This window comes from [Anoxybacillus] calidus (genome assembly GCF_013760845.1).
In the GTDB taxonomy this organism is placed as follows: Bacteria; Bacillota; Bacilli; order Bacillales; family Anoxybacillaceae; genus Paranoxybacillus; species Paranoxybacillus calidus.
Genome location: NZ_JACDUU010000001.1, coordinates 328,911 through 341,984, shown reverse-complemented (window position 1 = coordinate 341,984; position 13,074 = coordinate 328,911). Strand labels below are relative to the sequence as shown.

The following is a 13,074-nucleotide window of genomic DNA, read 5'->3' as shown; positions in this document are numbered from 1 at the left end:
AGAACATTTGGCTTCGAGAGCTAATCTCGGCTCCTCCGCTTTTCTTTTTGTCTAGCTACGGCGCCTAGCTCTCTTGTGCCAAATAACCTTCGCCTTAGAAGTGACAAGCACCTCTACAGGCGAAGAACATTTGGCTTCGAGAGCTAATCTCGGCTCCTCCGCTTTTCTTTTTGTCTAGCTACGGCGCCTAGCTCTCTTGTGCCAAATAACCTTCGCCTTGGAAGTGACAAGCACCTCTACAGGCGAAGAACATTTGGCTTCGAGAGCTAATCTCGGCTCCTCCGCTTTTCTTTATTGTCTAGCTTCAGCGCCCAGCCGCTCGGGGTCAAATAACCTTCCGGAGCGAAGTCAAAAAGCGACTTCTTGCTCCGGAAGAACATTTGCCCATCGCGGCTAAGCAGGGCGCTTCCGCTTTTCTTATTACCCAAGCGGCACTGCTTTTCGTTCTCCTTTTTCAAACGTCATAATTTCCGTATAGCCGACACTTCTTGCCAGCTCGATTGCTTTGTCGTAATCCGCTCCTACATGCTCCGGAACATGGGCATCAGACGATAACACAATTGGCACCCCCCTGTCAAAACACATTTGCAATAGTCTTTTATCTGGATACAGTTCACCAATTGGTTTTCGCAGTCCTGCCGTGCTGATTTCAACACACGTTTTTGAGTTTGCCAGCGCTATAGCGGCCCGTTCATACTGTTCCAATAAAAATTCCTCGTCTTGCGGGATATATTTGAAAATTTTTACTAAATCTAAATGGCCAATGATGTCAAATAAATTCGATTCAGCCAGTGTCACAACTTGATCAAAATATTTGCGGTATGTATCGTATAAATCCCGCCGTTCCCACTCTTTTCGATATTCTGCCAAGTCAATTCCAAAGTCATCGATCCAATGAATCGAACCGATAACATAGTCAAACTCGTATGATTTCATAAACTCTTCCATTTCTTTATGCTTGCCAGGCGTGTAATCCATTTCAATCGACATCTTCACATTGATTCCCGCATCCCACGCCTCATGAAATAACTGAATGTAATCATTCATGTCATAATATCTTCGTTCATCCACCCACGGATTTGACAAAATATTTTTCGTTTGATAAAAATGATAAGCATGTTCAGAAATACCAAAATGTTGAATTCCCTTTCGCTCCGCTTCATCCGTGAACCGTTTCAAATAATCGAGCGTTAATGTCCCTCGTTCTAAATGATTGTGATAATCCGTTAACATGTCAATGCCCCCTACTTATATTTTCCTTATTATAGCCTACTTTTTCCTAAGAGGACAACGAGATTAACGAATTTTCTAAATGTTTAATTAGTCATACCGACTAAAAACAATAAACGTATACACACCGCCATACCTGCTACGACAAGCAAACGCTTCATAATGTCTTCCATCAGCCTTCCTCCTTCTATCTTTTTAACCATATATGTCTTATGTGAAAAACAGAACAATTAGAACATATCAAGTTAAATTTTAACAAATTCTTAAAAATGAAGAGGCTGACCCTAAAGCGAAGTGTCAGCCCTCCACAACCATCCTATATAGGACATAACATGAATGAGAACACTCTATATTATGAATTTCGAGTGAAGTTAGACACTTTTGATTCATCCCCTTTAATTTAACGGCATTGGGTTAGGTGCTAATGGGACACTAATTTTTACATTAAACCTATAAGGCCCAATTTGCTCGACATTTCCCCCTGTAAACATGACTGACTTAAAGCCAAATTCTTTCGCTGTAAGCAAAATCGCTTCAAGCATCCAAAGGATTTCTGGCATATTCTCAAGCTGTGATGTGTTTGAAAATTGAATAATGACTTGATCACCATTCACGCGAACCGCCTCGATTTTTACGTTTTTCGGAATCGCCGGTCGAAGCAGCGAATCTACCGGATCATCCATTTTATTTAATGCGGATTGTATATTGGCAAATGACTCATTCGTTGGTGTTAAAAAAACTGGATGAAGTGCATCGAGCCGATACAGAAAATAGCCTCGATTCGTTTTATCGACCGTTAATGAATCGAGCCAACCGGTATGTGAAAGTTGAATTCCCTTTTTACCATCAGTAGAAAAAGCAACTTCTTTTATTCCTGCCCAACGAAACGTTTCTTCAATACTTTCTAAAAACATCACTTCACCAGCTGTTCCGCTTCTAAACACGGAATGATTGCCTGGTATACGAACAGTTAATCGCCCATTTTCATTGAACTGGACAATTGTCAGTGAATCTAACAAACTTTCCGATAAGCCCCACTCTGCTTCTTTTAAAACTGTTTTTGCTTGTTCAAACTGTTCGCTATAAGATTTTTTGTCCTTATCAACGAATATGCTCACAGGAATGACATGCTGCGCATGTAAATCCGGAATACCAAACACAACAACATTTCGATTTTTCCGGCTCGTGCTGCTGACAACTCGCGATGGAATGACTGCAGATTGTTCTTCGCTAACGGTTTTCTCTTCCCGCTCTGCTGGCACTTCCATCACAATTGCACGATCCTTTGTGTTTTCGCTCGCTTTTTCTCCAAATTCATGCCTTGAAATAAACGATGAACCAAGAACGATAAAAAGCAAGAGAGCTGCTGCGGAAGCAACCGATGGAATACCCCAAGCTTTTATCCGCTTCCTTTGTAACTTTGCCGACAAACGCTCATAGATTACTTCTTTTGAACGTTCATCCATAACATGAGGCATTTGCTGTAATAGCTGTTCCATTTGCTCCTCATTCCACTCGAATCTTCTCACGGCGCATTCCTCCCTTCGCTGCTTCTGCTTCCATCTCTGCCTTTAACACTTTTAATGCGCGATGTTGTGTTGTTTTCACTTTGCTCTCCGTCCATCCGAGAGCTTCAGCCGTTTCGGCAATCGACAACGATTGAATGAAACGCAATACAATCACTAAACGTTGATCCATTGTACATTTATCTAAACAGCGATACATCAACTGTACTTCTTCATTTTGAATCGCCATTTCTTCCGGCAAGGGAGTGGGATCTTGCAATTGGCGTGCTCCCCAATCAAACTTTTCAATGATTCTCCTTCGCCAACTTTTTTGTTTGCGAAAAAAATCAATCGCTACATGTTTTGCGATCGAAAATAACCATGTCTTCTCGCTGCTTTTGCCTTCAAAATGCTTATAGGAGCGCAATACTTTTATATATACTTCCTGAACAAGGTCTTCCGCTTGTTCACGATTTTTAACCATATAAAATAAAAAATTAAAGATGTCTTGATGATATTTCTCATACATCTCCTCAAAAACGGTGTCCATTCGCTCCCCTCCCGTTCTTTTATATTTGTCGTTCATTTATCTATTTTTGTTACATACTTTTACTTTAATCTTTTTATACAAAAAAAGGAAGAATATCACCGTATATTCTTCCTTTTAGCCTATTTCCTTTACTAATTTTTCAAACTGATAGAAAAAAAGTAATCACCGACCGCTTCTTTAATCTTTCCTTCAGCCTCCGGGCAATAACTTACCAGTACAGATGTTGCCGGACCTGATGAGGCATAGAGCGGAAGGGAGCAGGAAACTTCTTGATGCACAAAACCATTGATCTCCATCAATCCTTTAAGTTCATGAAAAATTCCTTTTGAACCGATCGGAACGATTTCGTAAATACCGGGTAAAGTTAATAATTGCTGAAATAACGGTAACGGCAATACCCGCTCTTGACGTTTCATCACTTCATCGCCGACTAAAGGCTCCCCAATCACCGCAAATCTCGCTTGCGAAGGAGTAATTCCGACGCGTTTATTTGCTTTATTGACTTTTCCAATCACTGTAAAACTGACAGCTGACTGGATCATTGACATGTTCGATTCTGTACTTCCAGTAATCGGAATGGATAAATGAAGCGCATCAAAAGCCTGATAAATTCCTTTTAGAAGCTGTTTCCATTCCTTATCACCGACAAAATTTTGCAATACAAAGGCAATCGGAACAGCACCAACACTCATTAGTTCCATCAGTGCTACCCTTGCTCCATAATAGCTAACGGTTTCATATGGAACCTTTACTACATCCGCTTCCTTTAATCCGATACCGCCGGAACAATCTGTAGCAATCACCAGTTCTTCTCCACTATCGAGAGGCAAAAATAAAACGTCACGCATGCGGCATCTTCCCGCTATAATGAATATTGGCCTTTAAAAGCATCGGAATGACGATGAAAGATACCGCTATGTTCGCTGCCGTTCCAATGGCTAACGATGGGAGAAGAGCGATGACAAATGCTGTTCCGATGAAAAAAGCAAGCGGAAGCGGCGCGACAAATACATTGCCGACAAAGAAAAAGAGATAGGCGCTCTTTCTCCACCCCTTTTGAAAAAGCAATCCAAAACCGTAAATAAGAAGTCCCATTTCTAAGGCTATGAGCCAATGGAATACTCCAAGCTGAAAAGCGGCAAACCACGCCGAAAATAAGTGTCCAAGCGCAGCAATAAAAGCGCCGCGCTTTGGCCCAAGCAATGCAGCCGCAACTAATGCTGGAGCACTGTCTAAGGCGATGCTCCCGAGCGTTGCCGGCAATTTTAACATGGAGCCGATCACTGATAAGCTAAGAAACATGATCAACAACGTCAAAGTTCGCACATTTGTCATCGTTTATTTCTCCCCTTTATCACGAAACACAATGGCGCTTCTCTCGTATTCCACATCTTTCACCCCTAAGCGCGCATTAATCACACGGGCAACGGCAAAAAAGTAATCGGATAGACGATTCACATACTGTAGGACAATTTCATTGATCGGCTCGGCTTTGCTTAACGACACGATGCAACGTTCCGCTCGCCTTGCTACCGTCCGCGCAACATGAATCGCTGCCGCAGCAGGAGAACCCCCCGGTAAAATAAACTTTTCGAGCGGAGGAGCCTGTTTAATATACTCATCGATTCGTTGTTCTAAAAATGTGACCATCTCGCTTGTCACCTTGTAAGGCAACTTGTTATTGACAATAGCTAAATCACCGCCGCAATCAAACAATTCATGTTGAATTTTTTGCAGCTCCGCATAAATATCTTGAAATCGTTCATCAGTAAGCAGCGTCATCGCCTGACCGACAAATGAATTGACTTCATCGAGTGTCCCGTATGCCTCAACACGCAAATGATCTTTATCAACTCTTCCACCGATAATGCTTGTTTTCCCCTTGTCACCTGTCCGTGTATATAATCTCATTTTCGATTCCCCCTCTTACTTCATTCGTTCTGCTAATCCGCACCAAATGCGGTCTACTCGATTGCACATCTTTACTAATTCCTGATAACACCAGCCTGTCACATCGCGCCAATTCCGCTCTTCTTCATTGATCGGAACAATTCCTTGACTGATGTCGCAGCCGATCCATATCACTCTCCTTTCAAGCTTTTCATTTTCCCAAAGCTGCCATAACCGAAAAGCCTCCCGCCATTCATTACGGCATGACATGATGTCTGTATAAAGCGTTCGGCGAATAAATATCTCCAGCCCTTCAAAAACAATAACGGTCTGCGTCATTTTATGATGAGGCAAGAAAAATTCCGTTTCATAGCCACTGCACCAAATATGCTGTTGACAGTCATTTAATTGATAATATTCTTTTACCCATTTTCGTTTTCCTTGAAAGGCACCACCGACAATAAAATGCATCTCTTTCGTTCCCTCCACCGCTTCAACGTACTATACAGTGTAAAACCACAGCCAAATGGAACATGCCAATCCCAAAATGAACGTTCAACGGGGGCATACCGTTCAAGAATATAGCGAATCGGTCCGCCGTGTGTGACGACCGTAATGTGCCGGGCGTGAAAAACGGAAAACAGCTCAATCACTTTCAACAAGCCTTCCTCTACTCTCGTTTGAAACTGTAAAAAGCTTTCACCATTCGGCGGCGCTAAGCAAAATGGCTGCTCCAGCCATTGTCTATACTCTGGCAAACCTTTTAGTTCATCGTATGTTTTCCCTTCCCAGTTTCCAAAGTGAAATTCCCGCCATTCTTCCATAACGAAAGACGGAGCAACCGATTCAGGAAAAAGCATCTCATATGTCTGCTGACAGCGTTTTAAATCGCTCGTAACAAATACATCCGCTTTTGGATACGAAAGTGCAGCTAGTTCTTTTAACTGTTTCACACCGTTCGTTGATAACGGCACATCCAACCATCCGATGTATTGTTTTTGTTCATTTTCATTCGTCAAACCATGCCGAAGTAACGTAATAGCCATATCGTAAACCATAGCCATGTTTCAACACCTTCCACAAACGCTCCAAGCGTATCTCCGGTGATGCCGCCAAACTGTTTTTTATAAAACGATTTCGACCAAATAAAACAAATAAACGCACTAATGACTAATAGACTAATAGAAAATACTTGATGGATATCCAAAGCAATCAAACCAAGGGGAATCATCACCAAAACAGCAGCAATGATAGATCCATCCACAGCGTTAATATGTTCACGAAACGCAGCTGCCATTCCGTTTGGCTTTGCCAAACGCCCTTGGATTAATAGCAGAGACATAAAGCTGCGCGATAAAAACGGGATAAGAAGGAAAAAAGCAAATTCAATACCATCCATCATCGTTTCATACATAAACAAAAAGCGAAAGGATAGAAGAAAAATAACTGAAATGACAGCGAACGCACCGACGCGCGAATCGCTCATAATTTCCTGTCTTCGCTTTTGGTCACGGTAAGAAAAAAACGCGTCACTGCAATCCATCCAACCGTCTAAATGAAGACCGCCGGAAAAGAGAATCGAAAAAAACAGAAGCCAAAGCGAAAGAAAAAGGATAGAGACAGAACTATAATGAACGAACACCCAATACTGAACGGCCAACAATCCACCGAGCAATATGCCGACAAGAGGAAAAAAACGCACGGACCAACGCGCACTATTTTTATTCCATTCTACCGTTTTGCGAATTGGAAACGTCGTTAATAGCTGAAACGATAGAAGCAATCCACCAATGATGTTTTTCATTCCTTTGTCCTCTCTTTCTTTATGAGCGGCACACCGTTTTGCGCTAAAATCGCTTTATCCGCTAAAGAAACAATTTGTTGATGCAGTAAGCCTAACATTTTCATAAAGTGGTATGTACCGGCATCTTCAGGAACCCCATTATAGAATACTTCATTCGAAACAATGATAAGTGCTTTGCTGTTTTTTCCTAATGTTCGAATCGCTTCATATATACTCGTCGCCTTTCTCAAGCACGAATCTTCCTTATGCCAAAACTCATCAGCAAATAATTCATTTGCCAACAAGTTCGTTAAACAGTCCAATAAAATCACATCATTCTTGTCGAAGCGATTGACAATCGTATGCAGCTTCTCGGGTTGCTCCCACGTCTTCCAGGAAAGAGGATGATGGCTTCGTTCATGTTGATGGCGAATGATTCGTTGTCTCATTTCCTCATCCGTTATTTTCGCCGTGGCGATATAGTGTGCTTCATCATTTTCCGAAACGATTTGCTGTACATATTGTTCAGCAATATGCGTTTTTCCACTTCTTACACCACCACTAATAAAAACAATCATTGCTTCCACCTTACTAAAAAATGTAATAAATGCTCATTCTCTTCTTTCGTTCGTACCGCTAAGCGCAAATACTTTCCCTCAAGACCGAAGAAGTTATATGTATGCCTTGGAACGAAACCAGCTTTGAGCATATCGTGCATAAGCTGTTCGGTTTGCTGTCTTGGCTCTCTAAGCAAGTAAAAATTTACGACAGACGGAGACACATAATAACCGGCATTTTGCAGTATTTTCGTAATTCTTTCCCGCTCCTCGGCGATTTTCTGTTTTGTTTCCTCGACAAAGGAAGTCATTTGTAATAAACGCAAGCTGAATTGCTGTGCTATCCGATTGACACTCCATGGTGGCTGCATCACTTTTAGTTGTTGAATCATATGTTTATCGGCGACTATATAACCAACACGCACTCCCGCTAAATGATACATTTTCGTCAAGGAACGCAGCACAATCATATGTGGGAACTGCTGTAGCCATTGAATCGCCGAAAATCCATCCAGCCAAAAATGATAAAACGCCTCATCAATAATTACATACGTGTCGACATTTTCCGCTATTTTGAGCACATGATATAATTCTTCTTGCGATAGCACCGTTCCTGTCGGATTATTCGGTTGACATAAAAATAAAACATCGATGTCTTTTAAATCATTTTCTAATTCACTCAGATGACATTTCCAATCGTGCTCCTCTGTTGTATAAATCGCGATCACCTTACAGCCATTAGCAATACAGGCAGCGCGATATTCAGAAAATGTCGGCTCGATGATTCCCACTCTTTTCCCGGAAAATAATTGTGCAAGCAGGTAAATGCATTGTGAAGCACCATTGCCTATTAAAATTTGCTCTTTGTTAACGTTCTCTATTTTAGCTAAATAACTACTCAATTCAGACGAATCCGGGTCAGGATATTCCATCATCCATTGGTAAAACTCCTCTTGTGAAGGAGCTTGCTCCAGTGGTAGCTTATATGGATTCGTGTTGACGCTAAAATCAACCAAATGTTCAGGCTGTTCAAAACACAAACCTTTGTATAAAAGATGCGGATTAGCTCCATGTAACGGCAAATTCAAATAAATATCCCCCCTAAACAAAGCAACACAACAAAGGCAGCCACCGTACGAACCATTACGTTTACGGCATCACGAATATGTTCTTTTCGCAAATTCACGAGCGGCTCACCAAGCTTCGGACGGATGGACACAACTCCTTTATATGTATTGACTCCGCCAAGCTGCACACCTAAAATTGCTGCCATTGCTGCTTCACCCCAGCCGCTGTTCGGACTTGGATGTTTCTTGGCATCGCTAAGAAGAAGTTTTAGACATTGCTTTAAAGAAAAAGGGCTCATCCTCACATTGGCCAATATCATGATCAATGCGGTCATTCGCGCAGGTAAAAAGTTTAATAGATCGTCAAAACGCGCCGAAGCCCAGCCAAAATCAATATATGTTTCATTTTTATACCCCAGCATGGCATCGCATGTGTTCACTGCCCGATAAACAAACGCAAAAGTTCCGCCGCCAATGAGAGAATAAAAAAGCGGAGCTGTAATGCCGTCGCTAACATTTTCTGCAACAGTTTCCACACAGCCGCGCACGATTTCTCCTTCATCTAATTGTTCCGTATCCCTACCGACAATCATGCTTAACTGTTTTCGAGCCCTGACTAAATCTCCTTGCTTAAGCGGAATATATACTTCATAGGCAGCATCTTTTAAACTTTTTGTCGCAATCGTTGTAAAGATGACAATGCTTTCTACGATAATACCAATTATCGTTGAAAGCTGATAGCTGATATGAATAAGCGTAAAACTAACTGCATAAGCAACGAGACAAACGATGAACACCGTCAGTATCCCGTTTAATTTTCTATATTCTCCATTATTGAAGCGGCGATCCAAATAAGAAATGAGCATACCCATTCCACGTACAGGATGGGGCAACCAGCGCGGGTCACCAATCAGCCAATCAAGGACTAAGGCTAAAACCATTGCTCCAATATGTTCAATCACTGGAATTCCCTTCTTCGTAGCTTATATTTTTGAATCGCTTGCCTTGTTGCTTCATAGACAGAGCGGCCAATCAATTTTCCAAGCGAGGTAATCGTTCCTGCATATTCAAAATAATGACCTTTTTGTGTGGCGGCAATGGCAATGCAGTCAGTTGATGTCCCCGTCGCCATTGTACCGCTTTCCGGGTCGATTATCTCTTCATCATATAGCGCTTTCACCTTTGCTTCCGTCGCTGTCATCATTGCTTGGGCATAAGCAGCTTCTGATAAGTGGCCATCGATAAAAACCATGATGTTAATCGTTCCAGGCCCTCGGACAACCATTTCCCTTTCCCATGCTTTTGAGGCATCCACGGCATTTCCTACTCCTGCCGTGACAACGGCCAGTATGGAGCTGCATTCGTCCCTTAGATGCATATAAGCGGCATCTTCAAGATAGACTGCGGTCATCATGCCAATCGTACGCGGAATATCAAAACCGTTCATCCGCAAATACTGCTTCATTTCATCATATGCATGATCGCATCGGTACGTTTTCGGCACATGGCGGTTCACAAAATGCGTAGCCCATTGAAAACCTGCCCCGACCAATGCAGAGGAAAACACTTTTAACGGTTCCACGGCTGTCACTGTCATCCTTTCATCGTTGGAAACAATCGTCACTTTATCGCGAATATCTTTGTCATTTTCGCTGTTTGTCTCCATACTAGGCAAAAACGTAATTAACGGTTTGGGCACAACCGGATGTTCCTGTCGTTTTACCGGTGTTTGAAACACCTGAAGTAACGTTGTTTCCTCTATTAAGTTCCGTGGCTTATTGACTCCAATCATCTCTCCATTCTGTAATAAAAGAACGCGATCACAATACAAGCTCGCTAAATTGATATCATGAAAGATCGCAATCACTGTAAGCTTTTTTTCTTTTGTCCAGCTTTTTAATGCATCAAGCAATTTCATCTGATGGGCAATATCCATATGGTTGGTCGGTTCGTCCAATAGCAGCACTTCCGGCTCTTGTGCAAGCGCTCTTGCTAAATAGGTCCGCTGCCGTTCGCCGCCGCTTAAACTATCGACACCTTTATCGCGCTTTTCCCATAAATCCACCTGCCGCAACGCTTCCATTACCGCTTTCTCATCTTCATCCGTCCATTTCGGAAACAATGATGATTGGTAAGCATAGCGCCCAAGCTCAGTGGTTTCTTTTACCGTATAGCCGAAAGACAGCTCGACCGTTTGCGGTAACACCGCAACAATACGCGCAAACTCTTTTTGATTATAGACGGAAAGTGTTTTTCCTTTGAGTGAAATCGTTCCAGCTTGTGGTGATAATTCTCTGCTTAATAATTTCAGTAAAGTTGTTTTTCCGCTTCCATTTGGTCCTAGAATGCCAAATAATTCTCCTTTATGAACAGAAAAGGTAATATCTTTTAACACAACCTCCCTGCCGTAACTATATGAGACATTCTCTAACTGCAACATACTCATCCCGCCTTTCTTTTCATCCTTTTAAAATAAAGAAATGCGAAAATTGGTGCACCAATTAATGATGTGATCACACCAATCGGCAATTCACGCGGAGAAATAATCGTTCTCGCGAGCAAATCAGCTAATACAAGAAAGGCTCCGCCATACAATAGTGATAGCGGTAATAGGCGGCGATGATTCGCTCCACATATGATTCTAGTAATATGGGGAACAACTAAACCAACAAAGCCGATGGTTCCTGACACGGCAACAGCCGCACCAGTAAGCAATGAGGCTCCTATCAAAATCATTAGTTTTCGTTTCGCTACATCTACTCCAATATTCGCTGCTGCTGACTCACCAAAAGCAAATGCGTTTAATTCACGGCTATTCATTAAAAGAAGCAATGAGCCGATGATAAAAAACGGAAACATCATAACGATATAATCCCATCCACGCATTGAGACACTTCCCAACAGCCAGGAAATAATTTGCCGCAACTCTTCTCCAGTCAAAGCAATCATTAAGGAAATAAGAGAACTGAAAAACGCGCTGAAAATAATTCCCGTTAAAATAATTGTTTCAATTGACATTTTTCTTTCCACTGCTCTTGCAAACGCAAGAACGAGAAACAATGTGCAAAGCCCCGTGATTATACTTACAGTTGGCAATGTAAATTTGCCGATAAGCGGCAATTGAATCCCAAAAAATAATACAAACACCGCACCAACAGAAGCACCAGAAGATACCCCTAACGTATATGGATCAGCAAGCACATTTTTCAGCAATCCTTGAAAGGCTGCGCCTGCGAGCGCCAATGACGCACCAACCAAAAACGCTAGTATGACACGTGGCAGACGAATCATCATCACAACTTGGACAAGATTAGGAGAAATGTCCCCATCCAGCGGCACTTCAAACCACGAATGAAGAAAAATGCGAATAATAGAAGAAAAGGGAATCGATAGAGATCCTATCGATATCCCGAGTAAAATGGAGAAGCAAGCGATTGCTATTGCAATAGCGTAAAGACTTGCTGTTGAATTATTTAAAAACTTCCGGGTAAATAACTTTTGCAAGTTCCTCTACTCCTTCAACAAGCCGCGGGCCTGGACGGTCCACCAAATCACTATGAATATCATATACACGTTTATTTTTCACAGCAGGTACGTCTTTCCAAGCAGGACGAGCCATTACTTGTTCAACTGCGTTTGGTGCGTATGTTGTCACAATGACATCCGGATTTAAAGAGATGACCTGCTCCTCCGAAAAACTCACCCAGCCTTCTTGGTCTCCTGCCACGTTTTTCGCCGAAATGATCTCAAGCATATTATTCATAAATGTCCCTTTACCAGTCGTCCAAAGTCCTCCATCAGTTGACACTTCTACCCAAACAGTAACTTTGTCTTCCTCTTTAATCGCTTTTGCTTTTTCTTGAATCTCATTAAGCTTTGTTTTCATATTTTCTATGACTTCGTTCGCTTTTTTCGTTGTACCTGTTGCTTTCCCAACCAATTCAATAGATGTATATACATCTTCAAAGTTTTTTGCATTCGGGATAACTAATACTGTAATACCAGCATCTTTTAATTGCTGCCAACCATCTTTTTGTTGATTTTCTCCTGAAGCATGAGCCAACACTAAATCGGGTTGCAAGGAGATAATCTTCTCGATATTAAGGTTCATTAAATCACCAATTTTTTCCTTATTTTTTACATCCTCTGGATAGTTATCGAAATTTGAAACACCAACTATCTTCTCACCTAATCCTAGCTCATAGGCAATTTCTGTATTGCTTGGAATTAAAGAAACGATTTTTTTCGGCTCAGATTCGATGGTCACTTTCTCGCCTAAACCATCTGTGAGCGTTACAGGAAACGCGGCTTCTTCCGTTTTTGTTTCTTGAGTAGCATTTTGTTCGTTTGGCTTTTCAGTTGTCGTTTCATTGCCACATCCAACAATCAAGCCGAATGTGAGCAAGAAAACAACGAGCAGCAAATAGTGCTTTAGCTGTTTCATCGTGCTTTCCCCTCTCATGTTTTTATGTATATATAAGTGTTTATAAAC

The 13,074-nt window shown here is 41.8% G+C and carries 15 protein-coding genes; all 15 read right to left on the bottom strand.

Going from position 1 to position 13,074, the window contains the following annotated elements:
* Positions 1–420 precede the first annotated feature (420 nt).
* The 15 genes from HNQ85_RS01890 to HNQ85_RS01820 all read right to left on the bottom strand — a co-directional run bounded on the left by HNQ85_RS01890 (position 421) and on the right by HNQ85_RS01820 (position 13,026).
* Positions 421–1,233: a histidinol-phosphatase gene (locus HNQ85_RS01890; RefSeq protein ID WP_181535663.1), complete on the bottom strand. Its 813-nt coding sequence runs from the start codon at positions 1,231–1,233 to the stop codon at positions 421–423.
* Positions 1,234–1,625: 392 nt separating this feature from the next.
* Complete coding sequence (locus HNQ85_RS01885) at positions 1,626–2,759, bottom strand: GerMN domain-containing protein (protein WP_181535661.1); 1,134 nt, start codon at positions 2,757–2,759, stop codon at positions 1,626–1,628.
* Positions 2,737–3,285 (bottom strand): RNA polymerase sigma factor SigX, encoded by a 549-nt coding sequence (gene sigX / locus HNQ85_RS01880; protein WP_181535659.1) that lies wholly within the window; start codon positions 3,283–3,285, stop codon positions 2,737–2,739. Before sigX ends, HNQ85_RS01885 begins: the two co-directional genes overlap by 23 nt.
* Positions 3,286–3,416: 131 nt before the next feature.
* Positions 3,417–4,133, bottom strand: coding sequence for an AIR synthase related protein (locus HNQ85_RS01875; protein WP_181535657.1), 717 nt, complete (start codon positions 4,131–4,133; stop codon positions 3,417–3,419).
* Complete coding sequence (locus HNQ85_RS01870; protein ID WP_181535655.1) at positions 4,126–4,620, bottom strand: ECF transporter S component; 495 nt, start codon at positions 4,618–4,620, stop codon at positions 4,126–4,128. The genes HNQ85_RS01875 and HNQ85_RS01870 overlap by 8 nt, the downstream gene beginning before the upstream one ends.
* 3 nt (positions 4,621–4,623) lie before the next feature.
* A complete protein-coding gene (locus HNQ85_RS01865; protein ID WP_181535653.1) occupies positions 4,624–5,196 on the bottom strand; it encodes a cob(I)yrinic acid a,c-diamide adenosyltransferase in 573 nt (190 codons plus the stop codon).
* 15 nt (positions 5,197–5,211) lie between these two features.
* Complete coding sequence (locus HNQ85_RS01860) at positions 5,212–5,646, bottom strand: bifunctional adenosylcobinamide kinase/adenosylcobinamide-phosphate guanylyltransferase (RefSeq protein ID WP_181535651.1); 435 nt, start codon at positions 5,644–5,646, stop codon at positions 5,212–5,214.
* Positions 5,598–6,239: a histidine phosphatase family protein gene (locus tag HNQ85_RS01855; protein WP_409994106.1), complete on the bottom strand. Its 642-nt coding sequence runs from the start codon at positions 6,237–6,239 to the stop codon at positions 5,598–5,600. Before HNQ85_RS01855 ends, HNQ85_RS01860 begins: the two co-directional genes overlap by 49 nt.
* A complete protein-coding gene (gene cobS, locus HNQ85_RS01850; protein WP_181535649.1) occupies positions 6,191–6,979 on the bottom strand; it encodes an adenosylcobinamide-GDP ribazoletransferase in 789 nt (262 codons plus the stop codon). Before cobS ends, HNQ85_RS01855 begins: the two co-directional genes overlap by 49 nt.
* Positions 6,976–7,536, bottom strand: coding sequence for a bifunctional adenosylcobinamide kinase/adenosylcobinamide-phosphate guanylyltransferase (locus HNQ85_RS01845; protein ID WP_181535647.1), 561 nt, complete (start codon positions 7,534–7,536; stop codon positions 6,976–6,978). The genes cobS and HNQ85_RS01845 overlap by 4 nt, the downstream gene beginning before the upstream one ends.
* Positions 7,533–8,603, bottom strand: a complete 1,071-nt coding sequence (gene cobD, locus HNQ85_RS01840; protein WP_181535645.1) for a threonine-phosphate decarboxylase CobD — start codon at positions 8,601–8,603, stop codon at positions 7,533–7,535. The genes HNQ85_RS01845 and cobD overlap by 4 nt, the downstream gene beginning before the upstream one ends.
* Positions 8,600–9,541, bottom strand: a complete 942-nt coding sequence (cbiB, locus tag HNQ85_RS01835; RefSeq protein WP_181536482.1) for an adenosylcobinamide-phosphate synthase CbiB — start codon at positions 9,539–9,541, stop codon at positions 8,600–8,602. The genes cobD and cbiB overlap by 4 nt, the downstream gene beginning before the upstream one ends.
* Positions 9,541–11,028 (bottom strand): adenosylcobinamide amidohydrolase, encoded by a 1,488-nt coding sequence (locus HNQ85_RS01830; RefSeq protein ID WP_181535643.1) that lies wholly within the window; start codon positions 11,026–11,028, stop codon positions 9,541–9,543. Before HNQ85_RS01830 ends, cbiB begins: the two co-directional genes overlap by 1 nt.
* Positions 11,025–12,086: a FecCD family ABC transporter permease gene (locus tag HNQ85_RS01825; RefSeq protein WP_181535641.1), complete on the bottom strand. Its 1,062-nt coding sequence runs from the start codon at positions 12,084–12,086 to the stop codon at positions 11,025–11,027. The genes HNQ85_RS01830 and HNQ85_RS01825 overlap by 4 nt, the downstream gene beginning before the upstream one ends.
* Entirely contained in the window at positions 12,052–13,026 is a 975-nt protein-coding gene (locus HNQ85_RS01820; protein WP_181535639.1) for an ABC transporter substrate-binding protein, read from the bottom strand. The genes HNQ85_RS01825 and HNQ85_RS01820 overlap by 35 nt, the downstream gene beginning before the upstream one ends.
* Between the last annotated feature and the right edge of the window lie 48 nt (positions 13,027–13,074).